This window comes from Amycolatopsis sp. NPDC104819 (genome assembly GCF_055583145.1).
The window spans coordinates 255,608-282,123 of the sequence record NZ_JBVJON010000009.1 but is presented as its reverse complement, the minus strand read 5'-3'; the positions used below and the strand labels follow the sequence as shown (position 1 = coordinate 282,123).

Below are 26,516 nucleotides of genomic sequence, written 5' to 3'. Positions count from 1 at the left end.
ACACATACTTCAGCGGGTGCACACCCCGGCGCCGAGCACGTCCACTTTCCGCCGTCGACGCGGGCGTGTCGCTCGCCAGGACCCGAAAGTTCGGTGTACATTCGTTCACTCAATCCGTCGATCGGCAGGATCCGGTGCCTCCACGAAGCGACTCCGCGCTGCGCAAAAGCGTCCAGCGCCTGCTCACCGCCGCCCTGATCACCACCAACGTCATCGGCGCGCTGGTCGTCGTCGGGCTCGCGGCGCTGCTCATGCCGGCGCCGGGCATGTCCGGCGACCTGGTGCGCGTGACGGCGGTCGCGGTGCCGGTCTACGTCGTGTCCGCGGTGGTCGTCGGCACGCTCTGGGGCACCCGCGGCGCGCTGCGGACCCTGCGCTGGGCGGCCGAGGGCCGCCGCCCGGACGACGCCGAGCGCGCCGCGAGCCTCCGGGTGCCGCTGCGGCTCACCGTCGTGCAGGCCGTGCTGTGGGGCGTCGCGACGCTGGTGTTCGGCGGGCTGGCCGCGCTCGTCCAGCCTGCGGTCGTGCTCACCGAGTTCCTCGTGGTCGCCTTCGCCGCCGTTGTCGTCTGCGCGATCGCCTACCTCTTCGGCGAGCTCGCGCTGCGGCCGTACGCGGCGCTGGCCCTCGCGGACACGACCCCGCCGCGGCCGGTGCACGGCGGGGTCAACCTGCGGATGCTGCTGTTCTGGTGCCTCGGCACCGGCGTGCCGGTCGCGGGCCTGGTCGTCACCGCGGTGCTGGCCTGGGTGCGCGGCGACGTCTCCACGACGAAGCTCGCCGTGTCGGTCATCGTGCTCGGCCTGGTCGTGCTGTGCTTCGGCCTGCTCGTCACGGTGTTCACCGCCCGCGCGATCGTCAGCCCGATTTCGTCGGTGCGCGACGCGCTGGGCCACGTCCGGGCGGGCGACTTCGGCGTCGAGATCCCCGTCTACGACAGCACCGAGCTCGGCCTGCTGCAGGCCGGCTTCAACAACATGGTCGCCGGGCTCGCCGAACGGGAGCGGATGCGCGACCTGTTCGGCCGGCACGTCGGGCACGAGGTCGCCGTCGAGGCCATGCGCTCGTCGGCGGAGCTCGGCGGCACGGTCCGCACGGTGTCGGTGCTGTTCGTCGACCTCGTCGGGTCGACGGCGCTGGCCGCGAGCCGCCCGCCCGAGGAGGTCGTCGGGCTGCTCAACCGGTTCTTCGCGGTGGTCGTCGACGAGGTCGACCGCCACCACGGGCTGGTCAACAAGTTCGTCGGCGACGCCGCGCTGGCCGTCTTCGGCGCGCCGGCCCCGCTCGGCGACCACGCGACGTGCGCGCTGGCCGCCGCCCGCGCGATCGCCCGCCGGCTGGCCGCCGAGGTGCCCGACGGCCCGGCCGGCATCGGCGTCGCGACCGGCGACGCGGTCGCGGGCAACGTCGGCGACCCGCGCCGGTTCGAGTACACGGTGATCGGCGACCCGGTCAACGAAGCCGCCCGGCTCACCGAGCTCGCGAAGAACGCACCAGGCCGGCTGCTGGCCTCGTGGACGGCGGTTTCCTCGGCGGCGGAAGAAGAAACGGCCCGGTGGGTCGCGACCGAAGACGTCACACTGCGCGGCCGCAGCCGCCCGACGACCCTCGCCTCACCCCGCTAACGCAGCGGGTCGACGTGCACCTTCGGTGCGGCGAACCGCTCACCGCCGAGCACCGCGGCCACGCCGTCCAGCCCGACGGTCGCCCCGACCAGCGGCCGCGGGTCGATCGTGCCGGCGGCGTAGGCGGTGATCGTGTCGGCCAGCCCGGGTGACGCGGACAGCACGCCGACCGCCGTGACGTCCTTCATCACCAGGGCGCGGGTGTCGATCGTGCTCGGCCGCGCGGACAGTCCGATGTAGACGATCCGGCCGGCCGGCTCCACCACCTCGACCGCGAGCGCGGGCAGCTCGGCCGCGCCCGAGGCGTCGACCACCGCGTCGAAGGGCAGGTCCGGGAGGGTCTCGCGGGTCCACGTCTCCGCGAAACCGAGGCCGCGGGCGAACGCGAGCGGCTCCTGGCCCAGCAGGTGCACCTCGGCGCCGGCCGCCCGCAGGAACAGCGCGGTCAGCAGCCCGATGGTGCCGGGGCCGAGGACGAGCACGCGGTCACCCTCGCCGGCGTTCGTCGCCCGCGCGGCCCGCAGCGCGTTGCCACCCGGCTCGACGAGCGCGCCGAGCACGGCGTCGACTTCGTCGGGCAGCGCGTGGAGGGACCACGCGGGGACGGCGAGCCGTTCGGCCAGCGCCCCGGCCCGGCCGCCCCGGATCCCGACCTCCTGGCGGTTTTCGCAGGTGTGCTGGTGCCCACGCCGGCAGCGGCGGCAGGTCCGGTCGCCGAGCATGGTGTCGCCCATGACACGGCGGCCGAGCCACCCGGGGTCCACCCCGGCGCCGGCCGCGGACACCCGGCCCGCCCACTCGTGCCCCAGCCGCATCGGGAAGGCGGCGTGCCCCTCGCGCAGGTAGGCCATCTCGCCGGTGAAGAACTCGACGTCGGTGCCGCAGACGCCGGCGCGTTCGACGTCGACGACGACCTCGCCCGGCGCGGGCTCGGGCGAGGGCACCTCGAGGACCTCGCCCCGCCGGGGCCCGGTGAGCACGAAGGCACGCATGGAAGACATACCCGCATGCTCGCACCCCGGTGGTGCGCCCCGCACATCGTGGCGGCGGACGGTTATTTTCCCCATTCTTCGAAATGGCGCAAGAACAACGCCGGGTGCCCTGAAAAGAAACTCCCTCCGACACGCGGGAAATCGTGTAACGCGCTCCGGGCGAACCCGACTAACGCGATGTTTCCGCACCGCCGGAAAAGCCACCCGGGGAGGCACCGTGGACGTGCAGACCGAACGACCGTCCGAACAGCAGGAGGCCGTCGCCGGCCGCGCCGCGCGCCGCACCGGGCAGCGGCAGGCGAAGATCGCGCTGCTGCGGGAAAAGGGCGGGATCGCCCTCGCCGACGAGCCGAGCCGCGTGGCCACCCGGATCGACCGGCTCGGCCGGTACTACCCCGACGTGCGGCCGGTCAGCCCCGCGGCGATCGCCGCCGGCGACCCGGCCGCGATGACCGCCGCGGGCGCGATCCTCGAACGGATCATCCTCACCAACGACCTCCTCGGCATCGGGTACCTCGAAGGCGGCGTCACGGCCTCGGCCGCCGTCGGCCGGGTGAACATCCGCGACGAACGCGGCCGGCTCGTCGGCTACGGCACGGGATCGCTCGTTTCACCGGACCTGCTGCTGACCAACCACCACGTGCTCCCCGACGCCGCGACCGCCGGGTTCAGCCTCATCGAGTTCGACTACCAGGACGGCGTCGACGGCCTGCCCCGGCCGGTGCGGGCGTTCGGCTTCGACCCGGACCGCTTCTTCGTCGCCGACGAAGACCTCGATTTTGCGCTCGTGGCGGTGAAGGCGGCCGCCGACGAGCTGAGCCCCTTCGGGTTCAACCGGCTGATCGGGACCGAGGGCAAGGCGATCGTCGGCGACTTCGTCACGATCATCCAGCACCCCCAGGGCCTGAAGAAGCAGGTCGCCCTGCGGGAGAACCGGATCGTCGACGTCCTCGAGCAGTTCCTGCACTACGAAACCGACACCGAACCGGGCTCGTCGGGCTCGCCGGTGTTCAACGACCAATGGGAGATCGTCGCGCTGCACCACGCCAGCGTCCGCGCCGACGGCCACGCCGAGTTCGGCAACTTCCTCAACGAGGGGATCCGGGTCAGCAGGCTGCTGGGATTCCTGCAGGGCAAGCAGTTCCCGCCCGCGCAGCAGGCCCTCGTCGACCGGCTCTCCACCCGCCCCGAACGCGCGAAGCCGGCCCGGCCGGTGGTGGAGGCGGCGGGCCCGCAGGTGCTCACCCTCACGATGCCGGTCGACATCCGGCTGCGCGCCGAGGCGCCCGCCGCCGTCGCGAGCCCGGCGACCGGCCGGATCGACCCGGACTACTCGAACCGCGAGGGATACGACCCGGACTTCCTGCCCGGGCACACGGTTCCGCTGCCCGAGCTGTCCGACACGATGGTGGCGCTGGCGGCGACCAACCGGCAGGCGGCGAGCGAGCCGCGCTACGTCCTGCCCTACCACCACTTCAGCCTCGTCATGAACAAGGAGCGGGGGCTGGCGTTCTTCACCGCGGTCAACATCGACGGGCGCCACAGCCGGGCACTGCACCGCGAAGCCGACCACTGGTCACTCGACCCGCGCGTGGCCGTCACCGAGCAGATCGGCGAGGAGATCTACCGGGACAACCCGCTCGACCGCGGGCACCTCGTGCGCCGCCTCGACCCGGCGTGGGGCACGACCGAGGCGATCGCCCAGCTCGGCAACGACGACACGTTCCACTTCACGAACTGCTCACCGCAGCACAAGGACTTCAACCAGAACAAGACGACGTGGGCCGGGCTCGAGGACTACGTGCTGAAGAACGCCGACACCGCCGACCTCAAGGTCACGGTGGTCACCGGCCCGGTGCTGGCCGCGGACGACGACGCCTACCGCGGAGTGCGGCTCCCCCGGCAGTTCTGGAAGGTCGTCGTGATGGTGAAGTCCGACGGCACCCTGTCGGCGACGGCGTACCTGCTGAGCCAGGAGGAGCTGATCAAGGGCCTGGAGGCCGCGACCGAGTTCAGCTACGGCGCCTACCGCACGTACCAGGTGCCGGTCCGGCGGATCGCCGACCTCACCGGACTGTCGTTCGGGGAGCTGCCCGCCGCCGACCCGCTGACCGGCCTGGAGTCGACGAACGAGGCCAACGAGATCCGGGACCTGGCCGACCTGGTGCTCTGACCTGGTCAGTCCGGCGCGCGGCCGGCGAGGATGTCGAAGGCGTGGCGGCGGTGCTCGGCGAACAGCTCGAGCGCCGCCTCCTTCTCCCGCGCCCGCAGCGCGTCGGCGAGCTGCCGGTGTTCGGCGGGGATGCCCGCCAGGTACCCCTCGGTGTCGACGCCGATGCGGGTCAGCAGGAACAGGTGCACCTGCGAGCGGATCGCCTCCCAGGCCTCGCGCAGGCGCCGGTGCCCGGAGGCGGCGTAGACCGCGTCGTGGAAACCCAGGTCGCAGCGGACCATCTCGTGCTCGTCGGCCGCGCGCTCCATGCGCCGCACGGCGTCGTCGATCGTGGCCAGCTCGGCGTCGGACGCGCGCTCGGCCACCAGCGCGACGGCGAGCTGTTCGAGCGCCGCCCGCAGGCTGTCCAGCTCGGCGACGTCCTCATCGGACAGTGCGGTGACCGTGGTGCCGCGGTGCCATTCGCCGCGCACCAGGCCTTCGCGCTCCAGCCGCAGCAGTGCCTCCCGCACCGGCCCGCGGCTGACTCCCAGCGCCGCCGCCAGCTCCACCTCCCGCAGCTGGCTGCCGGGCGGGTAGACCCCGTCGAAGACGGCGTCGCGGATGCGGTCGGCGACCTCGTCGGCGAGCCCCCGCCGGCGGGCGGGCGTGACCTGGGCCGTTCTGCTCATGTCGGAATGTTAACATCAGGACATGAGCATCCCCCGCTTCCACCTGGCCGTGCCGGTCGACGACCTCGACGCCGCCCGCCGCTTCTACGGCGAAGTCCTCGGGCTCGAGCAGGGCCGCAGCGCCGAGCGCTGGGTCGACTGGAACCTGCACGGCCACCAGTTCGTCACGCACCTGGCGGCGAGCGCGCCCGAGCGGGCCCACAACCCGGTCGACGGCCACGACGTGCCGGTGCCGCACTTCGGCCTGCTGCTCACCGTCGAGGAGTTCCACACCCTCGCCGAGCGCCTGCGCGCCGCCGGGACGCGGTTCGTGATCGAGCCCTACCTGCGGTTCGAGGGACAGCCCGGCGAGCAGTGGACGATGTTCCTGCTCGACCCGGCCGGGAACGCCCTGGAGTTCAAGGCCTTCGCGGACGACTCACAGGTCTTCGCCGTCTGAACGGCTTGAGGTGTCGGACGCCCGCAGCGAGCCCGGGTGTGCCTTCGCGGCCGGGTCGTTGCGGGTCTTGATGAGACTGGCGACCGTCACGACGGCCAGGACGCCGATGATCACCGCGAGGCTCACCGGCGTGGCGATCTCCGGGACCCGCTCGTCGATGTCGACGTGCGCCCAGTGGAGGATGAGCTTCACGCCGATGAACGCGAGGATCACCGCGAGCCCGGCGGAGAGGTACACGAGCCGGTCGAGCAGGCCCTTCACCAGGAAGTACAGCGCCCGCAGGCCCAGCAGCGCGAACGCGTTCGCGGCGAACACGATGTAGGGCTCTTCGGTCACGCCGAACACGGCCGGGATCGAGTCGAGCGCGAACAGCAGGTCCACCCCGCCGATCGCGACCAGAACCACCACCAGCGGCGTGACCGCCCGGCGGCCCGCCACCGTGGTCGTCAGCCGGCCGCCGTCGTAGCTGTCGGAGACCGGCAGCAGCCGCCGCGCGGTGCGGACCACCAGGTTGGTCTCGATGTCGGGGTCGGCGTCACGGTGGCGGAACAGCTGCACGCCGGTGTAGATCAGCAGCAGGCCGAACAGCAGGAACATGAACGAGAACAACGCCAGCAGCGTCGCGCCGAGCGCGATGAAGATCGCCCGCATGACCAGCGCCAGCACGATGCCGAAGGTGAGCACCTTGTGCTGGTGCTCCTCGGGGACGGCGAACGTCGTCATGATGATCACGAACACGAACAGGTTGTCGACCGACAGGCTCTTCTCGACGATGTAGCCGGCGAAGTACTCGGCGCCGAACTCACCGCCGTGGGCCAGCGTCAGCCAGACTCCGAAGGCGACGGCGACGAGGATGTACCCCACCGACCACGCGACCGCCTCCCCGAACCCGACCCGGTGCGGCCGGAGCGCGGCGACCACGAGGTCGATCGCGAGCAGCGCCAGGATCACGCCGATGGTGAGAACCCAGGTGCCGACGCCGATACCCATCCGCTCCCCTACTTCGGTCGTTTGTCCCGATTGTACGGAAGGTCCGGATCACGCGCCGGTGCCGTCCACTGTGGACCGCCGCGGTGACGGTGGGTGCGGCCCGGTCACGGACCGTACAGTCGGTTGCCGCTGGCCGCCACTCCGGACGTTGCGCCGAGGTTGCCCCACCCCCGTACCTGCGGGTTACCGTGGAGGGCGGCCCTGGAGGTGGCGGTGGACGAAGGAGTCTGCGCGGTCCGGCCCGGCTCCGACGTCGCCGGGCACGCCCGGCTGCTGGCCGGCATCCACGACGCCGTCCTCGCCGGACGGCCGCCCGAGACCGCCCCGCGGCGGCTCGTCGCCCGCTCCTGGCGCCGCGTCGCCGCGCAGGGTGTGGACCCCGACCGGCCGCCCGCGCCCGACCCGGTCGACGCCGCCGAGGTCGAACGGCGGCGGACCCGCAGCCGGCTGCGCGAAGTCCTGCCGGAGCTGCGGGGCGCGCTGACGTCGGTCGCCGAGGACGCGCACCACCTGATGGTCGTCACCGACGCCGACGGTGTTGTGCTGTGGCGCGAAGGGGCGCGCCGGGTGCGGCACCGGGCCGACTCGCTCGGCTTCACCGAAGGCGCCACCTGGTCCGAGCCCGCGATCGGCAGCAACGCGATCGGCACCGCGCTCGCCGAGGCGGCGCCCGTGCAGATGTTCGCGGCCGAGCACTTCGTGCGCTCGCACCACACCTGGGCCTGCACCGCCTACCCCGTGCACGACCCGCGCACCGGCGAGCTGCTCGGGATTGTCGACGTCAGCGGGCCGGCCGAGACGGTCCACCCGATGACCGTCGCGCTGGTCGGGACGTCGGTGCGGCTCGCCGAGGCCGTCCTGCGGCAGCGTCACGAAATGCGGCTGGAAGGTCTCCGGCAGCTGTCCGGGCACGTGCTCGGGGGCGGGCCCGGGCTCGTCGTCGACGACCACGGCTGGGTCGCGGCGCAGAGCGGGGCCCCCGGGATCGACCGGGTCGCCGTTCCCCGCCAGGGTGTGCCGGTCGCGGTCCGCGGCGTCGGGGCGTGCGAACCCGAGCCGGTGCCCGGCGGCTGGCTGCTGCGGCCGAGCCGCGGCGAAGCACTGCGGCTGACACTCGAACTCGATCCGCCGCGCGCGATCGTCGAAGGCTCGATGCGGTGGACGCACCCGCTCGGCCGCCGCCAGGCGGACCTGCTGCGGCTGATCGCGACCGCCGGGCCGGCCGGGGTGTCGGCCGCGCAGCTGTCGGAGACGCTCTACGGCGACCGCACGCACCTGGTGACCGTGCGCGCCGAGCTGTCCCGGCTGCGGAAGGTCGTCGGCGGCCTGCTGCTCGCGCGGCCGTACCGGTTCGCCGACGGCGTCGACGTCGTCCTGATGCAACCCTAGGGCAACCCTTTCCCCGGGCCCGGCCTGCGGTGTTGGCTGCGCAGAACGCGCCGCCGACGAAGACGGTGCCCGAGACGGGGAGGTCCGCTCATGACCCAGACCCTCGAACCGGCCGCGGCGGTCGGCGCCCGGCAGCGCGTCGAAGGCTGGCTCGCCGACTTCGAGGCCGCGCTCGCGGCCCGTGACGCCGACCGGGCCGCCGCCCTCTTCGCCACGACGTCGTTCTGGCGCGACCTCGTCGCGTTCACCTGGAACCTCAAGACCGTCGAGAACCGTGACGGCGTGAAGGACCTCCTCCTCGCCACGATGGACACCGCCGACGCGACCGGCTTCCACCCCACCGACGAGCCCACCGAGAGCGACGGGGTGGTCGAATCCTGGATCGGCTTCGAGACCGCCGCCGGGCGCGGGCGCGGCCACCTGCGGCTCACCGACGAAGGCGCGTTCACCTTCCTCACGACGTTGCACGAGCTCAAGGGCCACGAGGAGCCGCTCGGCACGACCCGGCCGAAGGGCGCCGAGCACGGCATCCACCGCGACCGCGTCACCTGGGCGGAGGCGCGGCGAGCGGAGGCCGAGGAGCTGGGGACGACCACCCAGCCCTACGTCGTGGTCATCGGCGGTGGACAGGGCGGGATCGCGCTGGGCGCCCGGCTGCGCCAGCTCGGCGTGCCGCACGTCGTCGTCGACCGGCACGCCCGCCCCGGCGACCAGTGGCGCGGGCGGTACAAGTCACTGTGCCTGCACGACCCGGTCTGGTACGACCACCTGCCCTACCTCGACTTCCCGCGCACCTGGCCGGTGTTCGCGCCGAAGGACAAGATCGCCGACTGGCTCGAGATGTACACGAAGGTCATGGAGGTGAACTACTGGTCGTCGACGACCTGCAAGAGCGCCTCCTACGACGAAGAAGCGAAGGAATGGACGGTCGTCCTCGACCGCGACGGCGAAGAAGTCGTGCTCAAGCCGAAGCAGCTGGTCTTGGCGACCGGCATGTCGGGCAAGGCGAACGTTCCCGTGCTGCCCGGTCAGGACCGCTTCCGCGGCGACCAGCACCACAGCTCCCAGCACCCGGGGCCGGACGCCTACCGCGGCAAGAAAGCCGTCATCGTCGGGTCCAACAACTCGGCGTTCGACATCTGCGGCGCGCTGTGGGAGGCCGGCGCCGACGTCACGATGGTCCAGCGCAGCTCGACGCACATCGTGCGGTCGGACTCGCTGATGGACCTCGGGCTCGGCGACCTCTATTCGGAGCGCGCGCTCGCCGCGGGCATGACGACGCAGAAGGCCGACCTGACCTTCGCCTCGCTCCCCTACCGGATCATGCACACGTTCCAGCAGCCGGTGTACGCCGCGATCAAGGACCGCGACCAGGAGTTCTACGACCGCCTCGAAGCGGCGGGCTTCCGCCACGACTGGGGTGACGACGACTCCGGCCTGTTCATGAAGTACCTGCGCCGCGGCTCCGGCTACTACATCGACGTCGGCGCGGCCGACCTGGTGGCCAACGGCGACGTCAAGCTGGCGCACGGCCAGGTCACGTCGCTGACCGAGACGTCGGTGGTCCTCGAAGACGGCACGGAGCTGGAGGCGGACCTGGTCGTCTACGCGACGGGCTACGGCTCGATGAACGGCTGGGCGGCGGACCTGATCAGCCAGGAGGTCGCCGACAAGGTCGGCAAGGTCTGGGGCCTGGGCTCGGACACGACGAAGGACCCGGGCCCGTGGGAGGGCGAGCAGCGCAACATGTGGAAGCCCACCCAGCAGGAAGGGCTCTGGTTCCACGGCGGGAACCTGCACCAGTCCCGGCATTACTCGCTGTACCTGGCGCTGCAGTTGAAGGCGCGGGCGGAGGGACTGCCGACGCCGGTCTACGGGTTGCAGGAGGTGCACCACCTGGCCTAGGACAACAGCGCGCTCACGGGGTCGCCGAACAGCAACGCGGTCCCGTGGGCGCGCTTGAAGTACAGGTGCGCATCATGCTCCCAGGTGATCGCTATCCCGCCGTGCAGCTGGATCATCTCCGCCGTCGCGTGCGAAAACGCTTCGCTGCACACGACTTTCGCCGTGATCACGGCTTCCGCGTCCCCGTCCACCAACGCCGCGTACAGCGCCGAGCGGGCCGCCTCGATGTGGACGTGCACGTCCGCCATCCGGTGCTTCAGTGCCTGGAAAGACCCGATCGGACGGCCGAACTGGCGGCGTTGCTTCGTGTACTCCACCGTCAGTTCCAGCGCACGGGCGGCCGCGCCGACCTGCTCGGCCGCGACGGCGATCGTCGCCGTGTCCCGCAGCTTCCGCAAAGGGAAGCCGTTGGTGTCCAGGCGCCGGGCCGGTGTTTTCTCGAAGTCCACCACCGCCAGCCGCCGGGTCGGGTCCAGCGTCGTGACGCGCTCCCGGCGGACGCCCTCGAGCGGCACCTCGAACAGGCCGATCCCGTCCGGGGTGCGGGCCAGCGCAAAGAGCGTGTCCGCGATGTCGCCGTCCAGCACGTAGTGGGCGCGGCCGTCGAGTCCGGTGTCGGACGCGGTCAAGCCCGGCGAGCAGTCTTCGTCGGACCACGCCAGCGCGGCGAGGGTCGTGCCCGCGGCGATCCCCGGCAGCAGGCGCTCGCAAGCTTCGTCGTTTCCCGTGCGCAGCAACGCTTCGCCGCACAGCACCGCGGAGCCGACCATCGGGGCGGGGGTGAGCGTGCGGCCGAGTTCTTGCAGGACAACACACGCTTCGGCCAGGCCGGCGCCCGCGCCGCCGTAGTGCTCGGGGATCGTGAGCGCCGCGACGCCGATCTGCTCGCACAGCGTCGACCAGAGCTTGTCGTCGTACCCGAGCGGTGAGTCCATGGCGGCCCGGACCGCCTCCGGGTCAGACCGGCGGGTCAGCAGCGACCGCACCGCGTCCCGCAGGGCCTGGGCTTCCTCGGTCTCCAGCGGATCGGTCATCGCAGCTCCGCCAGGACTCGCGCCCGGTGGAACGCCCCGGTTCCCCAGGCGCCGACCAACGCACGGACCTTCGTCAGACGGAGGCCCAGGTCGTGTTCGGCGGTGTAGCCGATGGCGCCGTGCACCTGCAGGGCCGTGCGCGCGGCGAGGTACGCGGCGTCGCCCGCCATCACCTTCGCCGCTGAGACGTCACGGGCGAACGTGTCGCCGGCGACGGCCGCGCCGTACAACAGCGGCCGGGCGAGTTCGAGCTGCGTCACGACGTCGGCGAGCAGGTGCTTGACCGCCTGGTATTCGCCGATCGCGCGGCCGTACTGGCTGCGCTGCTTGGCGTAGGCGACCGACGCGTCGAGGAGCCACTGACCCGCCCCGAGCAACTGCGCGGCCACGGCCAGGACACCCCGGTCGAACGCGACCGGATCCGCCGCGGTGGGCCGGGTCGTCCCGGTGATCCGGAACAGCCGCCGGGCCGGGTCGACCGACCGGACGAGCTCGGTCCCGACGCCGGACACCTCGCCCTCGTTGAGGTCGAGGACCACCCCGGCAACGTCGGCGTCCAGAGCGAGCGGCACCTCCGGCGGCGCGACGACCGTGGCCAGCAGGTCACCCTCGGCGAGTGCGGTGAGCCGGTCCCCGGTCAGCACGGAAGGCGCGACGGCCGCCGTTTCGACCAGCGGGCCGGGCACGGCGTGGTACCCGAGCGCTTCGAACGCGACCACCAGGTCGACCGGGGTGCCGCCGAGCCCGCCGTGGTCTTCGCCGACGAGCAGCGCGGGCACCCCGAGGTCGGCCAGTCCGCGCAGGAGCTTCAGGCCGCGGTCGTGGTCCCCGGCCGCCCAGGCGCGGGTGGCGGCCGCGGTGTCGGCGTTGTCCAGGAAGTCGTGCAGGGACGCGGAGAACTGGCGCTGCTCCGGCGACAGCTGGAACCTCATCGGCGCGCCTCCCTCGGCAGTTTCAGCAGCCGTTCGGCGATCGTGGTGCGCTGGATCTGGTCGGTGCCGCCGTAGATCGGCCCGGCCAGGGAGAACAGGTAACCGTCGACCCAGTCCGCGTTCGTCTCCGCGGCCGGGCCGAGCACGTCCAACGCCGTCTCGTGCAGCTCGACGTCCAGGTGGGACCAGAACAGCTTGTTCACACTGGACTCCGGGCCCAGCTCACCGCCGTCGGCGAGGCGGCTCACCGTGCCGAACGTGTAGAGCCGGTACGCGCGGGCGCCGATCCAGGCGTCGGCGACGCGGTCCTGTGTGGACGGTGGACGGTCCTTCGCCCGCCAGAGATCCACGAGCCGGTCGGCCGCGGCGACGAACCGGCCCGGGCTGCGCAGAGACAGGCCACGCTCGTTGTTCGCCGTGGTCATCGCGACCCGCCAGCCCTGCCCCGGCTCGCCGATGACGTCCTCGTCCGGCACGAAGACGTCGTCGAGGAAGATCTCCGCGAACCCCGGCTCGCCGTCCAGCTGCGGGATCGGCCGGACGGTGACGCCGTCGGCACGCAGGTCGAGCATGAAGTACGTCAGGCCGTGGTGCCGCTGCGCTTCCGGGTCGGTCCTGAACAGCCCGAACGCACGATCGGCGAAGGAAGCCCGTGAGCTCCACGTCTTCGCACCCGACAGCCGCCAGCCGCCGTCGGCTCGCACCGCCGTGCTCCGCAGGGCCGCGATGTCGCTGCCCGCCTCGGGTTCCGACCACGCCTGCGCCCACACCTCGTCGCCGCGGGCCATCGCGGGCAGGATCCGGTCACGCTGCTCCTGCGTCCCGTGCGCGAACAGCGTCGGGCCGAGCATGAAGATCCCGTTCTGGCTCACCCGCCCCGGCGCCCGCGCGGCGTAGTACTCCTCCTCGAACAGCAGCCACTGCAGCATCGACGCGTCCCGGCCGTGGTACTCCCGCGGCCACGCCACGACCGACCACCGCGCGTCGGCCAGCTCGGCCTCCCACTCCCGGTGCGCCGCGAAGCCTTCGGCCGTGTCCATCGACGGCAACTCCCGGACGTGCTCGGAAAGCCACGAACGCGCTTCGGCCCGGAAGGCCGCGGAGGCCTCGTCGATGTCGAGGTCCATCAGGCCCCCCTGTTCGCGTCGCGCATCGACCGCGCCGACTGCCCGCCGAGGGAGTCTTCCGACGTCTCCGCGTTGTGGGCGTGCGCCAGGTGGTGCAGCCCGAACACGGAGTCCATTCCGGACCGCATGCCCATCAGGTCTTCGGCCTGGTTGACGGCTTTCTTCGCCAGCGCGAGACCGAACTGCGGCATCCCGCCGATCTTCTCCGCCAGCTCCAGCGTGTGCTGTTCCAGCTCGGCGCGCGGGACGATCCGGTTGATCATCCCCCATTCCTTGGCCTGCTGGACGGTGAAGCGCTCGCCCGTGAACAGCACCTCCTTCGCCGCCCGCGGGCCGAGCACCCACGGGTGCGCGAAGTACTCGACACCGGGAATCCCCATGCGCACCACCGGATCGGCGAAGAACGCGTCGTCGGAGGCGACGATGAGGTCGCAGACCCAGGCGAGCATCAGCCCGCCCGCGATGCACGCGCCCTGCACACTCGCGATCATCGGCTTCGGGAGCTCCCGCCAGCGGCGGCACATGCCGAGGTAGACCTCGGACTCGCGGGCGAACCGCTGGTCACCGCCGGCCCGGTCGGTGTGGTCCCACCACAGCACCGCGCGCCGGTCGAACGGCTGGTCCACGTCCCGGCCCGGGGTGCCGATGTCGTGCCCGGCCGAGAAGTGCTTGCCCTCCCCCGCCAGTACGATCACCTTGACCTCGGCGTCGTTCACCGCGCGGGTGAAGGCGTCGTCGAGGGCGTACGTCATCGCCGAGTTCTGGGCGTTGCGGTACTCGGGCCGGTTCATGGTGACCACGGCGACCGGCCCGCGGCGCTCGTAGCGGACGACGTCCTCGCTCATTTCGTCTCCTCACTGAGCAGCCGCTTCAGCACCTTGCCGGAAGCGTTGCGGGGCAGCTCGTCCAGGAACTCGACGAACCGCGGGGTCTTGTAGTTGGCGAGCCGCTCCCGGCAGAACGCGATGACGTCGGCCGAGGTCAGGCCGTCGCCGACGACGAACGCCTTGCCGACTTCGCCGAGCCGCTCGTCCGGCACACCGATCACGGCGACATCGCGCACGCCGTCGAGCTCGGTCAGCGTGTGTTCGACTTCGGCCGGGTAAACGTTGAAGCCGCCGCAGATGTACATGTCCTTGAGCCGGCCGGTGATCGTGAGGTACCCGTCGGCGTCGAGCTCGCCGACGTCGCCGGTGTGCAGCCAGCCGTCTTCGTCGACGGCCTTCGCGGTGGCTTCGGCGTCGTCGAGGTACCCGAGCATCACGTTGGGTCCGCGGACGACGACCTCGCCGGGCGACCCGTGGATCTCGACCTCGAACCCGGCGGTCGCCCGGCCGGACGTCCTCGCGACCAGCTCGGCGTTGTCGCCTGGCCGGCACATCGTGACGACAACGGCTTCGGTGAGCCCGTACGCCGTCAGGACGATCTCGAAGCCCAGCTCCGCGCGCATGCGCCGGACGAGCGACGCGGGCACGGTCGCCGCGCCGGTGACCGCGAGCCGCAGCGACGAGACGTCCCGGTGAGGCTCGCGCAGCAGCGACTGGAAGATCGTCGGCGCCCCCGGGAGCACCGAGATGCGCTCGCGTTCGATGACGTCGAGGGCCGCACGGACGTCGAAGACCGCCTGCGGGATGATCGTCGCGCCGGTGAGCAGGCCGACCACGATCCCGGCCTTGTAGCCGAAGCTGTGGAAGAACGGGTTGATCACCAGGTAGCGGTCGTCGGCGGTGACCTGGCCGCAGTCCGCCCAGGCCGCGGCGACGTCGACCACCTGGCGGTGCGCCGACAGCACGCCCTTCGAGCGGCCGGTCGTGCCCGAGGTGAAGAGGATGTCGCTGACGTCCTCGGGCCGGACGGCGTCGGCGCGGGTCTCGGCGTCGGCCAGGGGCACGCGGTCGGCTTCGGCGAGGAACTCGTCCCAGCCCAAGGTGCCTGCGACCGCGCGGTGAGGCTGTTCGAGCGGCACGCGGACCACGGTGTCCGGCAGGTCAGCGCCGGTCGCGACGATCGCCGCGTGGCGGTCGGCGCCGAGGAAGTCGGCCGCCACGACCAGGGCCTTCGCCCGGCTCCGGACCAGCAGGTCCACGGTCTCCGCGGCGGTGAACCGGGTGTTGACCGGGATCAGCGTCGCGCCCGCGTAGAGCGCGCCCAAAGCGGTCAGGACCCAGTGGTGGGTGTTCGGGAGGGTGATGGCGACGCGGTCGCCGGGCTCGACGCCGCGTGCGACGAACGCTCGCGCGACCGACTGAACACGTTCCAGAAGATCGTCGAAACCGAGGCGAAGGGGGCCGTCGACGAGCGCCTCGGCGGAGCCGAACTTCGCTGCGGCATCGCGGACGACGGCCGGGATCGTGGTCTGTCCCACCTCACCCTCCTCTGGACCGACAAACTAGAACGTGTTCTCATTACCCTAGGTGCCGGACCGGCCCGGCAGCAAGGAGGCGTGTGTGGAACCGACGCGATTCCGCCGCGAGGTCGCGGGCTGGCTCGCGGACAACCTGACCGGCGAGTTCGCGGAACTGCGCGGCCTCGGCGGGCCGGGACGCGAGCACGAGGCGTTCGACCTGCGCCTGGCCTGGGAACGCCACCTCGCCGCCGCGGGCTGGACGTGCGTCGGCTGGCCTCGCGAGTTCGGTGGGCGTGGCCTGTCCCTCGACGAGCAGGTCGCCTTCCACGAGGAGTACGCCGCCTCGGGCGCGCCGGCGCGGGTCAACCACATCGGCGAGCAGCTGCTCGGGCCGACCCTCATCGCGTTCGGCACCCCTGAGCAGCGGAAACGGTTCCTGCCGCAGATCGTCGCCGTCGAGGAGCTCTGGTGCCAGGGCTACTCCGAGCCCGGCGCCGGTTCCGATCTGGCCGCCGTCTCGACGTCGGCCGTCCTGCGTGACGGCGAGTGGGTGGTGAACGGCCAGAAGATCTGGACGTCCCTGGCTCATGTGGCCGACTGGTGTTTCGCCATCGCCCGCACCGCACCCGGGTCGCAACGCCACCACGGCCTGTCGTATCTGCTGGTGCCGCTGCGCCAGGACGGCGTCACCGTGCGGCCGATCCAGCAGCTGACCGGCACCTCGGAGTTCAACGAAGTCTTCTTCGACGACGCCCGCACGTCCGCGGAGCTGGTCGTCGGCGAGCCCGGCGACGGCTGGAAGATCGCCATGGCCACGCTCGGCTTCGAGCGCGGCGTCTCGACTCTCGGCCAGCAGATCGGCTTCCGCCGCGAGCTCGACGACATCGTCGCCGAAGCGAAGCGCACCGGCACCTACGACGACCCCCTGCTGCGCACCGACCTCACCCGCGCCCGCATCGGCCTGCGCGTGCTGCGCGCGCACGCGCTGCGGACGCTCGGCCGTCCCGCCGGGCCGGAGGTCGCCGTCGGGAAGCTGCTGTGGGCGCAGTGGCACCGCGGGCTCGGCGAGCTGGCGATGCGCGCGCGGGGCGCGCGGTCCCTGGTCGCCGCCGGCGCCGAGCTGGACGACGCCCAGCGGCTTTACCTGTTCACCCGCGCGGACACGATCTACGGCGGGTCGGACGAAATCGAGCGGAATATCATCGCCGAGCGGGTGCTCGGCCTGCCGAGGGAGGCACGCCCGTGATCCCGCAGTACCCACCCGGCCACGACCTGCTGTCCGGGAAGGTCGTCGTGGTCACCGCCGCGGCGGGCACCGGCATCGGCTCGGCCGTGGCCAAGCGATGCCTGGAGGAGGGCGCGAGCGTCGTCGTCTCCGACTGGCACGAACGGCGGCTCGGCGAAAAGGCGGCCGAACTGGCCGCGCTCGGCAAGGTGCACGCGATTCCCTGCGACGTCACGGCCGAGGACCAGGTCCAGGCGCTCATCACCGGCGCGGTGGAGCACTTCGGACGCCTCGACGTGATGGTCAACAACGCCGGGCTCGGCGGGACGAAGTCCGTGCTGGACATGGCCGACGACGAGTGGTCGCGGGTCCTCGACATCACGCTCGCCGGGACCTTCCGCTGCACCCGCGCGGCGCTGAAGCAGTTCGTCGCCCAGGGCGGCGGCGGGTCGATCGTCAACAACGCGTCGGTGATCGGCTGGCGCGCCCAGGCCGGGCAGGCGCACTACGCGGCCGCGAAGGCCGGGGTGATGGCGCTGACGCGGTGTTCGGCGCTCGACGCCGCCGAGCACGGCGTCCGGATCAACGCCGTCGCGCCGAGCCTGGCCATGCATCCGTTCCTCGCCAAGGTGACCAGCGACGAGCTGCTGGAAGACCTGACCAAACGCGAAGCGTTCGGCCGCGCCGCCGAGCCGTGGGAGGTCGCCAACGTGATGGTCTTCCTCGCCAGCGACTACGCGAGCTACCTCACCGGCGAAGTCGTCTCCGTCAGCAGCCAGCACCCCTAGGAGCCCCCGTGCCCGAAGCCTTCCTCCTCGACGCGGTCCGCACGCCGGTGGGACGCCGCGGCGGCGCGCTGTCCGGCTGGCACTCCGCCGACCTCGCCGCGCACGTCATCCGGGCGGTCGTCGAACGCGCCGGCGTCGACCCGGACCTCGTGGACGACGTCATCCTCGGCTGCACGGACACCCTGGGCCCGCAGTCCGGGAACATCGCGCGCACGGCGTGGCTGGCCGCGGGGCTCCCGGACCACGTGCCCGGCGTGACGATCGACCGGCAGTGCGGGTCGAGCCAGCAGGCCGTGCACTTCGCCGCGCAGGCCGTCATGTCCGGCACGCAGGACCTGGTGCTGGCCGGCGGGGTGCAGAACATGAGCCGCATCCCGATCAGCGCGGCGATGCTGGCCGGACGCGAGTACGGCTTCGACGACCCGTTCTCCGGCTCGAAGGGCTGGCAGGAGCGCTACGGCAGTGTCGAGGTGTCGCAGTTCCGCAGCGCCGACATGATCGCCGCGCACTGGGAAATCAGCCGGTCCGCCATGGAGGAATACGCGCTGCGCAGCCACCAGCGCGCGCTCGCGGCGATCGACGAAGGCCGCTTCGACGCCGAAATCGTCCCGGTCGACGGCTTCCGGCAGGACGAGGGCCCGCGTCGCGACACGACGTTGGAGCGGATGCGTGGTTTGAAGCCACTGAGCGAAGGCTCCCGGCTGACGGCGGCGGTGGCCAGCCAGATCTCCGACGGCGCGAGCGCGGCGCTGGTCGCGTCCGACCGCTTCGTCCGCGAGCACGGCCTGACCCCGCGGGCACGCATCCACCACCTGTCGGTGCGCGCGGCCGACCCGGTGTGGATGCTGACCGGCCCGATCCCGGCCACCGCGCAGGCGCTGCGGAAGGCCGGGCTGGGCGTCGAGGACATCGACCTGTTCGAGGTCAACGAGGCGTTCGCGAGCATGGTCCTGGCCTGGCTGGACGAAACCGGCGCGGACCCCGACCGGGTCAACGTGAACGGGGGCGGGATCGCCCTCGGCCACCCGATCGGGGCCACCGGCACCAAGCTCCTGGCGACGCTCCTGCACGAGCTGGAACGCCGCGGCGGCCGCTACGGCCTGCAGACGATGTGCGAAGGCGGCGGCACCGCCAACGTCACCATCATCGAACGGCTCTAGCTCAGCCACCGCCCCGGCTTGGCTGCCCAGGGCGCGGCGGCCGCGCGGGCACCGCTTCCCGCGGCACGTCATGAGTGACTCATTCATGCCATCAGACGCCAGGGTGCCGGCAAAGTCGGGGCGAACGTGGCCGGCGAGCCGCTGCGATGTCGTGAATGACTCATTCACCTCGTCAGAGGTCATGAATGAGTCATTCATGACCTTCCCGGGCCGCTACCGCGACCTCCGGTGTGATGTACCTGGCCGTCCGCGCTACGAGCCGACCGGCGGATCCGACTTTGCCGGCAACCTGCCATCAGACGCCATGAATGGGTCACTCACTACGGGAGCAGCGCACGGAAAGGCATCCTCACCGGCGATCGGGGCCCTGCCGAAGTGTCGCGAATGACCCATTGCAGACGCCAGACGTCCCCAATGGGTCATTCGCGACTCTGTCCGTGCGGAAGGGGGCGCCCCTCAGCCGAGGGCGCGCAGCTTCGGCAGCACGTCCTCGGAGAACTGGCTCAGGAACCGCTCCTGGTCGTGCCCCGGGCCGTGGAAGACGAGGTGGTTGAGCCCCGCGTCCAGGTACGGCTTGATCTGCGCCACGGCCTCGTCCGGGTCCGACGCCACGATCCACCGCTTGGCCACCTGCTCGATCGGCAGCTCGTCGGCCAGCCGTTCCATCTCGTCGGCCGAAGTGACGCTGTGCTTCTGCTCCGCCGACAGCGACAGCGGCGCCCAGAACCGCGTGTTCTCCAGCGCCTTCTCGTGGTCGCGGTCGTAGGACAGCTTGATCTCGATCGTCCGGTCGACGTCCTCGACGGTCTTCTCGGCCGCCTCCGCGCCTTCCTTGACCGCCGGCATCAGCTTCTCGGTGTAGAGGTCCATGCCCTTGCCGGACGTGCAGATGAACCCGTCGCCCGCGCGGCCCGCGTACTTGGCCACCACTGGCCCGCCCGCGGCGATGTACACCGGAACCGGCTGCTCCGGGCGGTCGTAGATGCGCGCGTCGACCAGCTTGTAGTACTCGCCGTCGAAGTTGACGTTGTCGCTGGTCCACAGCTCGCGGATCAGCTTGATCGACTCACGCAGCCGGGCGAAGCGCTCCTTGAACTCCGGCCACTCCCGCCCCGACACGGCGATCTCGTTCAGCGCCTCGCCGGACCCCACGCCGAGGATCACCCGGCCGCCCGACAGCAGCGACATCGTCGCGAACGCCTGGGCGATCACCGCCGGGTTGTACCGGAACGTCGGGGTCAGCACGCTCGTGCCGATCTGCACCCGCTTCGTGCGCTCGGCGACCGCCGGCATCCACGCCAGCGCCCACGGCGCGTGCCCGCCTTCGTGCCGCCACGGCAGGAAGTGATCCGACACCCAGACCGAGTCGAGGCCGGCCTCTTCGGCGCGCACGGCGTATTCGACCAGGTCCCGCGGTCCGAACTGCTCCGCGGAAGCCTTGTAACCGACCTTCAGCGCCACCCTCGCTCATCCTCCCGTTTCCCGGCCGAGGCGGCGAAGGATCTCACCTGCCCCGGCCACTGTGCCCTCGACGATTTCGGCCACCGTGGGCAGGTCGTGGATCATGCCCACCACCTGTCCCGACGCTAGCACTCCCGCGTCCGTCCGGCCGTCGACGAGCCCCGCGCGCAGCAGCATCGGGGTGTTCGCCGCCATGACCAGCTGGCTCCACGTCAGTGCGTTGCCGTGCTTCATCGCCAGGCCTTCTTTGACCATCGCAACCGGGGACAGTCCGGTGATATTCCGGAAGCGGAGCGCGTTTTTCGCCGCCTGCGCGAGCCCGCGCAGCCGGCCGGTGCGCTCCAGCTTGTCGACCAGGTCGGTGCGCAGGACCCGGTGCGGCAGGCCGTCGACGCGCCGGGTGACCACCGTCCCGGTGAGACCCTGCTCGAGGTAGACGCGCTTGACCTCGTCCGGGACGGTGCTCTCCTTGCTGAGCAGGAACCGGGTGCCCATCGCGACACCGGCCGCGCCGTAGGCCAGCGCGGCGGCGAGGCCGCGCCCGTCGAAGAACCCGCCCGCGGCGACGACCGGGATGTCGACGGCGTCCAGCACGCTCGGCAGCAGCAACGTGGTCGCCACTCCCCCGGTGTGCCCGCCGCCTTCGCCGCCCTGGACGATGACGGCGTCCGCACCCCAGGCCGCGACCTTCTCGGCGTGCCGGGCGGCCCCGACCGACGGGATCACGACGATCCCGTGGTCGCGCAGCTTCGCGATCATCTCCTTGCGCGGCGCGAGCGCGAACGACGCGACCTTGACACCCTCGCGGATCAGCAGGTCGACGCGGTCGCCTGCGTCGGCCGCGTCGGCGCGCAGGTTGACGCCGAACGGTTTCTCCGTCCGTTTCTTGACCTCCGCGACCGCCGCTTCCAGCTCGGGGTAGGTCATCGTGGCCGACGCCAGGATGCCGAGCGCGCCCGCTTCCGCGGTCGCCGACACCAGCCGCGGCCCGGCGACCCAGCCCATCCCCGTCTGGACGACGGGGTGGTCGATCCCGGTGAGCTCGGTCAGCGCCGTCTTCACGTCGGGACTTCCTTGTCGCGCAGGCCTTTCGGGTCCAGCACTTCGCGGACGATCCGCAGTTCTTCGTCCGTGGGCTCACGGCTCGTTTCCGCATCGCCGAAGTCGATCTCGAACGCGGTCGCCGCCGTGACCTCCTCGCGGGTGACGCCGGGGTGCAGCGACACCGCCCGCATCGAGTGGTCCGGCGTGCCGAAGTCGAACACGCCGAGATTCGAGACGACCCGGTGCACGTCGTGGAACTTCTCGGCCGACGGGCCCGCCTTCGCGGCGTTGTCGTACCCCACGCCCGACACGACGTCCACGGTGTCCACGAAAACCCGGGGGCTGTGCCGGGGAACCCAGTAGCTGGTGCGGTGGTTGACGGTGTTGCCCGGCGCGCCGCGCACCCCGAGCAGCTGCTTCTTCGGCCGGGTGTGATCGCCGATGGCGGAGATGTTCTGGTTGCCGTACCGGTCGACCTGGTTGGCGCCCATCACGACGTGCCGCCGTCCGTGCGGGACGATCGTGTCGAGCATCTTGCGGAACGGTTGCCAGCCCTCGACTTCCCCGCCGGTCGTGACCAGAAACGCCTCGCCGTCGGACATGAGCAGGTCGGGTTCGAAGGTCAGCCGGGCGAGCTTCGCGCCCAGCTGCGGGACCAGGCCCATCGGGCTGACGACGATCTCGCCGTCGCCGCGGAACAGCTCGGCCACCGCCACGACGGCGATCTCGGCCCGGGTCGCACTCATGCCGCCTCCGCTTCGAACTTGTCCACTTCGGACAGATAGCGCGGCTCGTCTCCGGACAGGAACCGGTCGACGAACCCCAGCCACGCCTCGGGATCCTTCGCACAGGCGGCGTAGTGGCGCTGGAACCGTTCGTCGCGGCCGTAGTCCGGTACGGCGGTGGTGAAGTGCGCGCCGCGCGGCGCCTCGACGACACCGTCCACGCTGCCGCGGTTGAGCAGCAGCGACTGCACCGGCCCGCCCGCCATCAGGTCCGGAGTCTCGACGACTTTTTCGACCGAGACGAACCGCTTCGCCGCGGCCAGGCAGAACAGGTCGTCGAAGTACGGGTCCGGGCCGAGGTACTGGGCGTTGCCGCGGGCGTCGGCCCGGTTGAGGTGCACCAGCGCGACGTCCAAGTGCTGCGCGGGCACCGCGACCAGCTCCTCACCGTCGGCGTAGGGCGACCGGACGGTCCGCAGGTCCGGGTTGGCCCGCATCACCTCCGAGCCGAGCCCGGCCCGCATCGGCAGGAACGGAAGCCGTTGCGCCGCAGCGGAAAGCGCCGCGCCGAACATGCCCTCGTCGTACTCGGTGACGGCGATCGCGCCGGTCTCGCGGGCGCGGCCGAACCACGGGTCGTACGGGATCGAGTCGAGCGTGACGAACCCGAACACGACCCGCTTCACCTTCCCGGCCGCGCACAGCAGGCCGACGTCGGGACCGCCGTAGGAGACCACGGTCAGGTCCTTCACGGGCGTGCGCAGGAGCGCGCGGACCAGCGCCATCGGCTTGCGACGGGAGCCCCAGCCGCCGATGCCGATCGTCATGCCGTCGCGGATCTCCGCCACGGCGTCGTCGGCGGTCGTGCGCTTATCGGCCATTCAAGAACTCCTCGCGGGCTTCGTCGGACGCGCCGAGCAGGTTGAGCTCGAAGGTGAAGCCCTGCTCGAAGCGGTAGCTGCGGTGCACCTGCTGGGTGTCGATGCCGTTCAGGGCCTCCTTGGCGGCCCGGATCACCCGCGGGTCCTTCTTCGCGATGTCGCGGGCGACGGCCATGGCCGCGTCGTCGAGCCCGGCACGCGGCACGACCTCGTAGACCGAGCCGTGGGCGTGCAGCTCGGCGGCGGTGATGCGCCGGGCCGTGAAGTAGAGCGTGCGCATGAGGTGCTGCGGCACCAGCCGCGCCAGGTGTGTGGCGGCCCCGAGCGCGCCGCGTTCGACCTCGGGGACACCGAAGGTGGCGTCGTCGGAAGCGATGACGACGTCGGCGTTGCCGACCAGGCCGATGCCGCCGCCGAGGCAGAACCCGTGCACCGCCGCGACGACTGGCACCGCGCAGTCGTAGACCGCGCCGAAAGCGGCGTAACAGCCCTTGTTCGCGCCGACGAGCGCGTCGTACCCGGCGCTGCGCTGGATCTCCTTGATGTCGACGCCGGCGTTGAAGCCCCGGCCTTCCGCGCGGAGCACGACGACGTGGACGTCCTGGTCGTCACCGGCCTTCTTGAGCGCGTCGGCCAGGTCGAACCACCCCTGCACGGGCAGCGCGTTGACCGGCGGATAGTCGACGGTGATCACTTCGACGTGGCCGTCGCGCTTGGTGAGGATGCCCATCAGCTCGCTCCGTAGACGGGTTCGGGCTCGGGCGCACGCTCGAGTAGGTCCTTCACGACCGGGCCGAGCTCGGCCGGGTCCCACCGGCCGCCCTTGTCGACGGCCGGGCCGTGCCGCCAGCTCTCCGCCACGGAGACCCTGCCACCCTCGACCTCGAAGACGCGCCCGGTGACGTGCGCGGACTCTTCGCTGCCCAGCCAGACGACCAGCGGCGAGACGTTTTCCGGCGCCATCGCGTCGAAGCCTTCGTCGGGACGGGCCATCGACGCGAACACCGCCTCGGTCATCCGGGTCCGCGCGGCCGGCGCGATCGCGTTGACGGTGATGCCGTACCGCGCCAGCTCGGCTGCCGCCACGACGGTGAGCCCGGCGATCCCGGCCTTCGCCGCCGAGTAGTTGCCCTGGCCGACGCTGCCCAGCAGCCCCGCGCCCGAGCTCGTGTTGATGACGCGCGCGCTCGGCGTCCGCCCGGCTTTGGCTTCGGCGCGCCAATGTTCGGCGGCGTGCCGCAAGGGCGCGAAGTGTCCCTTCAGGTGGACGCGGACCACCGCGTCCCACTCGTCCTCGCCGAGGTTGACCAGCATGCGGTCCCGGACGAAGCCCGCGTTGTTGACCAGCACGTCGAGGCGGCCGAAGGTGCCCAGCGCCGTCCCGATCAGGTCTTTCGCCCCGGCCCAGTCGGCGATGTCGTCGGTGTTCGCGACGGCCTTCCCGCCCAGCGCCTCGATCTCGGCGACAACTCCGGCGGCCGCGTCCCCGTCCACGTCGTTCACCACGACCGGCGCGCCTTCGGCGGCGAAGGCGAGCGCGTGGGCCCGCCCGATGCCGCGGCCGGCGCCGGTCACCACGGCCACGCGGTCCTGGCACAACCTGCTCACGAATCCTCCTGGTGGTTGACGTCGGCCGCGGCGAGGAACGCCGGGACCTCCCCGCCGCCGTGGACGCGCAGGGTGGCGCCGGAGACGTAGGAGGCGAGGCCGGACGCGAGGAACGCGGCGCAGGCGCCGACCTCCTCGGGCTCGGCGAGGCGGCCCAGCGGCACGGTCTTGCCGACCGCCTCGATCGCGGCTTCGCCGCCGTAGTGCAGGTGGGCCTGCTCGGTGCGCACCATGCCGACGTCCAGGGCATTGACCCGCACCTTGGGCGCCCACTCGACGGCGAGGCTGGCGGTGAGGTTGTCGAGCCCGGCCTTGGCGGCGCCGTAGGCCGCGGTCCCCGGCGAGGCGCGGGTCCCGCTGACACTGGAGATCATGACGATGGAGCCACCGCCGTCCTGGCGCTGCATGACGGCGTTGGCTTTCTGGGAGACTAGCAGCGGGGCGAGCAGGTTCAGCTGGACGATCTTCTCGTGCAGCCGCGCCGACGCCTCCGCGGCGGGCGCACACGGGGCGCCGCCGGCGTTGTTGACCACGACGTCGAGGCGGCCGTGGCGTTCGACGATGCCGTCGATCAGGGCGGCGACCTGGGCTTCGTCGCGGACGTCACACCGGACGAACTCGGCGTCGGTGGGGGTTTCGTGCCGGGCGCAGGTGACGACGCGGGCGCCGTGGGCGAGGAAGACCTCGGTGATGCCCCGGCCCACGCCGCGGACGCCGCCGGTGACGAGCACTACGGCGCCGGTCAAGCCCAGATCGGTCTGCACAGCTCAAAACTAGAACACGTTCTCACTTTGGGCAAGGTCGGCGGATCGGCGGCGGCTGAGATCATGGACGCATGGACAAGCAGTGGCCGCCCGCGCCATCCAGCGCCACGGACTGGCTGCGAGATCTGTGCGGCGACGGCCTGACCGGTTTCTCGCCACCGCCGATGCCCGACGCGGCATGGGTTCTCACCACGATGTACGAACACGAGCAAGGGCCGACCGGCACGACACACCACGAGTACCGCCAGGCGCGCTTGGCCGCGGGGGAGGTCGAGCCGATCGCCCTTGGAGGCATCAACCTCGAAGCCACCACCGTGACGACGGGCGGCGGACTGGGCCGCGCCGAGCACCCCGGACCCGGCTGGCGACGGCTGCGCTGGGCGGAGCTCGCGGAGCGCGTCGGCGACCCCGTCGTTCCCCCGGGGACAGCTACCCGGCCATCGGTGCTTCCCGTCGGCCAAAAGGGACGGCAGCTGGCCACTCGACATCATCCCGCCCACCGAAGGAAGCCTCGACCGGGAAACGTGGACACGGCTCGTCGACGTCTTCGCCGAGCACAGTCCCGCCGGGCCGGACCGGACGCCTCGGCGACGCCGGATTCTTGTACGACAACCCCGAGACCGGCTTCAGTCCCTCGAACTTCTGGGCCGAGGACCGCTCCTGGTGCCTGGGCACCGACTACGACCTGTGGGGAACCAAGGTCGCCGGCCCGCCGACCCTGATCGAGGCACTGCTGAACGACCCGCAACTCGAAGCGGTACGACTCCCCTGGGCGGACTAGAACGCGTTACGACTCACTCTTCGCGGCGTCGTACCTCGCGTTGGCTTCCACAACCTCAGGCATCTGCCCCTCGACATCCTCGATGAGCGACAGCAGCAGCGCCGCAGTCCGGCGGCCCCGCGGAGTCAAGCTGTACTCGACCTTAGGCGGGATAGTCGGCTGAGCCTCGCGGTGCACAAAACCGTCGCGCTCAAGGGCCTGCAGGGTCTGGGCGAGCATCTTCTCGCTCACCCCCGACACGCGGCGGCGTAACGCATTGAACCGGAGCGTGCCGTCGTGGAGGGCGGCCATCGCCAGGATCCCCCACCGGCCGGTGATGTGCTCGAGCGTCGCGCGGGAGGTGCAGGCCTGCGCGAAGACGTCGAACATCACCTGCCCGTGCTCGTCCAGCCACTCCGGCGCCTCGCTCATGGGTCAACGGTACCTCGCGACCCCGGGAAACCCAGGTGAGGATG

General features: G+C 71.6%; 25 protein-coding genes. 9 read left to right on the top strand and 16 right to left on the bottom strand.

The annotated features are described in order from the left end of the window. Positions 1-134: 134 nt before the first annotated feature. Positions 135-1,625, top strand: coding sequence for an adenylate/guanylate cyclase domain-containing protein (locus tag ACZ63E_RS29435; protein WP_465339359.1), 1,491 nt, complete (start codon positions 135-137; stop codon positions 1,623-1,625). Here ACZ63E_RS29435 and ACZ63E_RS29430 read toward each other — a convergent pair. Next, entirely contained in the window at positions 1,622-2,617 is a 996-nt protein-coding gene (locus tag ACZ63E_RS29430) for a zinc-dependent alcohol dehydrogenase (RefSeq protein WP_465339466.1), read from the bottom strand. The genes ACZ63E_RS29435 and ACZ63E_RS29430 overlap by 4 nt on opposite strands. A 217-nt stretch (positions 2,618-2,834) precedes the next feature. On the opposite strand from ACZ63E_RS29430, the gene ACZ63E_RS29425 reads away from it, so the two are divergent. Next, positions 2,835-4,790: a DNA/RNA non-specific endonuclease gene (locus tag ACZ63E_RS29425; RefSeq protein WP_465339358.1), complete on the top strand. Its 1,956-nt coding sequence runs from the start codon at positions 2,835-2,837 to the stop codon at positions 4,788-4,790. A 5-nt stretch (positions 4,791-4,795) separates the two neighbouring features. Here ACZ63E_RS29425 and ACZ63E_RS29420 read toward each other — a convergent pair whose 3' ends face one another. Then, positions 4,796-5,461 carry a GntR family transcriptional regulator gene (locus tag ACZ63E_RS29420; RefSeq protein WP_465339357.1) on the bottom strand — a complete coding sequence of 222 codons (666 nt, stop codon included), beginning with the start codon at positions 5,459-5,461 and terminating at the stop codon, positions 4,796-4,798. Between the two features lie 22 nt (positions 5,462-5,483). On the opposite strand from ACZ63E_RS29420, the gene ACZ63E_RS29415 reads away from it, so the two are divergent. Continuing rightward, a complete protein-coding gene (locus ACZ63E_RS29415) occupies positions 5,484-5,900 on the top strand; it encodes a VOC family protein (protein WP_465312258.1) in 417 nt (138 codons plus the stop codon). On the opposite strand, the gene ACZ63E_RS29410 is transcribed toward ACZ63E_RS29415, so the two are convergent. Then, on the bottom strand, positions 5,880-6,890 hold the full coding sequence (locus ACZ63E_RS29410) for a TerC family protein (protein ID WP_465339356.1): 1,011 nt from the start codon (positions 6,888-6,890) through the stop codon (positions 5,880-5,882). The two genes, ACZ63E_RS29415 and ACZ63E_RS29410, sit on opposite strands and share 21 nt — an antisense overlap. Before the next feature lie 213 nt (positions 6,891-7,103). Here ACZ63E_RS29410 and ACZ63E_RS29405 point away from each other — a divergent pair, with 213 nt between their 5' ends. Then, entirely contained in the window at positions 7,104-8,279 is a 1,176-nt protein-coding gene (locus tag ACZ63E_RS29405) for a GAF domain-containing protein (RefSeq protein WP_465339355.1), read from the top strand. Between the two features lie 90 nt (positions 8,280-8,369). After that, a complete protein-coding gene (locus ACZ63E_RS29400) occupies positions 8,370-10,184 on the top strand; it encodes a flavin-containing monooxygenase (RefSeq protein WP_465339354.1) in 1,815 nt (604 codons plus the stop codon). Here ACZ63E_RS29400 and ACZ63E_RS29395 read toward each other — a convergent pair. From ACZ63E_RS29395 to ACZ63E_RS29375, 5 genes are read right to left on the bottom strand one after another with little or no spacing between them, the layout of a single operon-like run. Next, positions 10,181-11,218, bottom strand: coding sequence for an acyl-CoA dehydrogenase family protein (locus ACZ63E_RS29395; RefSeq protein WP_465339352.1), 1,038 nt, complete (start codon positions 11,216-11,218; stop codon positions 10,181-10,183). The two genes, ACZ63E_RS29400 and ACZ63E_RS29395, sit on opposite strands and share 4 nt — an antisense overlap. Continuing rightward, positions 11,215-12,150 (bottom strand): acyl-CoA dehydrogenase family protein, encoded by a 936-nt coding sequence (locus ACZ63E_RS29390; protein WP_465339350.1) that lies wholly within the window; start codon positions 12,148-12,150, stop codon positions 11,215-11,217. The genes ACZ63E_RS29395 and ACZ63E_RS29390 overlap by 4 nt, the downstream gene beginning before the upstream one ends. Continuing rightward, entirely contained in the window at positions 12,147-13,277 is a 1,131-nt protein-coding gene (locus ACZ63E_RS29385) for an acyl-CoA dehydrogenase family protein (protein WP_465339348.1), read from the bottom strand. Before ACZ63E_RS29385 ends, ACZ63E_RS29390 begins: the two co-directional genes overlap by 4 nt. Next, entirely contained in the window at positions 13,277-14,122 is an 846-nt protein-coding gene (locus tag ACZ63E_RS29380; RefSeq protein ID WP_465339346.1) for an enoyl-CoA hydratase, read from the bottom strand. Before ACZ63E_RS29380 ends, ACZ63E_RS29385 begins: the two co-directional genes overlap by 1 nt. Then, positions 14,119-15,642 (bottom strand): FadD3 family acyl-CoA ligase, encoded by a 1,524-nt coding sequence (locus ACZ63E_RS29375; protein WP_465339345.1) that lies wholly within the window; start codon positions 15,640-15,642, stop codon positions 14,119-14,121. The genes ACZ63E_RS29380 and ACZ63E_RS29375 overlap by 4 nt, the downstream gene beginning before the upstream one ends. A gap of 82 nt (positions 15,643-15,724) precedes the next feature. On the opposite strand from ACZ63E_RS29375, the gene ACZ63E_RS29370 reads away from it, so the two are divergent. The 3 genes from ACZ63E_RS29370 to ACZ63E_RS29360 are packed head-to-tail and all read left to right on the top strand — an operon-like array spanning position 15,725 to position 18,797. Beyond that, positions 15,725-16,870, top strand: a complete 1,146-nt coding sequence (locus ACZ63E_RS29370; protein WP_465339344.1) for an acyl-CoA dehydrogenase family protein — start codon at positions 15,725-15,727, stop codon at positions 16,868-16,870. Then, positions 16,867-17,637 carry an SDR family oxidoreductase gene (locus tag ACZ63E_RS29365; RefSeq protein WP_465339342.1) on the top strand — a complete coding sequence of 257 codons (771 nt, stop codon included), beginning with the start codon at positions 16,867-16,869 and terminating at the stop codon, positions 17,635-17,637. Before ACZ63E_RS29370 ends, ACZ63E_RS29365 begins: the two co-directional genes overlap by 4 nt. A gap of 8 nt (positions 17,638-17,645) precedes the next feature. Beyond that, positions 17,646-18,797: an acetyl-CoA C-acetyltransferase gene (locus ACZ63E_RS29360; RefSeq protein WP_465339341.1), complete on the top strand. Its 1,152-nt coding sequence runs from the start codon at positions 17,646-17,648 to the stop codon at positions 18,795-18,797. 456 nt (positions 18,798-19,253) lie between these two features. On the opposite strand, the gene fgd is transcribed toward ACZ63E_RS29360, so the two are convergent. Genes fgd through ACZ63E_RS29325 form a run of 7 tightly spaced genes read right to left on the bottom strand, consistent with a single transcriptional unit; the run spans position 19,254 to position 25,280 of the window. Next, positions 19,254-20,258: a glucose-6-phosphate dehydrogenase (coenzyme-F420) gene (fgd, locus tag ACZ63E_RS29355; RefSeq protein WP_465312270.1), complete on the bottom strand. Its 1,005-nt coding sequence runs from the start codon at positions 20,256-20,258 to the stop codon at positions 19,254-19,256. A 6-nt stretch (positions 20,259-20,264) separates the two neighbouring features. Beyond that, positions 20,265-21,320, bottom strand: a complete 1,056-nt coding sequence (locus ACZ63E_RS29350; protein ID WP_465339340.1) for an NAD(P)H-dependent flavin oxidoreductase — start codon at positions 21,318-21,320, stop codon at positions 20,265-20,267. Beyond that, positions 21,317-22,048, bottom strand: a complete 732-nt coding sequence (locus ACZ63E_RS29345; RefSeq protein WP_465339339.1) for a CoA-transferase subunit beta — start codon at positions 22,046-22,048, stop codon at positions 21,317-21,319. The genes ACZ63E_RS29350 and ACZ63E_RS29345 overlap by 4 nt, the downstream gene beginning before the upstream one ends. After that, entirely contained in the window at positions 22,045-22,908 is an 864-nt protein-coding gene (locus ACZ63E_RS29340; protein ID WP_465339337.1) for a CoA transferase subunit A, read from the bottom strand. The genes ACZ63E_RS29345 and ACZ63E_RS29340 overlap by 4 nt, the downstream gene beginning before the upstream one ends. Beyond that, the gene (locus ACZ63E_RS29335; protein WP_465339336.1) at positions 22,898-23,638 is read right to left on the bottom strand and encodes an enoyl-CoA hydratase family protein; all 741 of its coding nucleotides are present in this window, start codon (positions 23,636-23,638) and stop codon (positions 22,898-22,900) included. Before ACZ63E_RS29335 ends, ACZ63E_RS29340 begins: the two co-directional genes overlap by 11 nt. Next, complete coding sequence (locus tag ACZ63E_RS29330) at positions 23,638-24,516, bottom strand: SDR family oxidoreductase (RefSeq protein WP_465339335.1); 879 nt, start codon at positions 24,514-24,516, stop codon at positions 23,638-23,640. The genes ACZ63E_RS29335 and ACZ63E_RS29330 overlap by 1 nt, the downstream gene beginning before the upstream one ends. Then, positions 24,513-25,280 (bottom strand): SDR family oxidoreductase, encoded by a 768-nt coding sequence (locus ACZ63E_RS29325; protein WP_465339333.1) that lies wholly within the window; start codon positions 25,278-25,280, stop codon positions 24,513-24,515. The genes ACZ63E_RS29330 and ACZ63E_RS29325 overlap by 4 nt, the downstream gene beginning before the upstream one ends. Positions 25,281-25,881: 601 nt before the next feature. On the opposite strand from ACZ63E_RS29325, the gene ACZ63E_RS29320 reads away from it, so the two are divergent. Next, on the top strand, positions 25,882-26,061 hold the full coding sequence (locus tag ACZ63E_RS29320; protein ID WP_465339332.1) for a hypothetical protein: 180 nt from the start codon (positions 25,882-25,884) through the stop codon (positions 26,059-26,061). 6 nt (positions 26,062-26,067) lie between these two features. Here ACZ63E_RS29320 and ACZ63E_RS29315 read toward each other — a convergent pair whose 3' ends face one another. Continuing rightward, positions 26,068-26,472: a winged helix-turn-helix transcriptional regulator gene (locus ACZ63E_RS29315; protein WP_465339331.1), complete on the bottom strand. Its 405-nt coding sequence runs from the start codon at positions 26,470-26,472 to the stop codon at positions 26,068-26,070. Positions 26,473-26,516 lie beyond the last annotated feature (44 nt).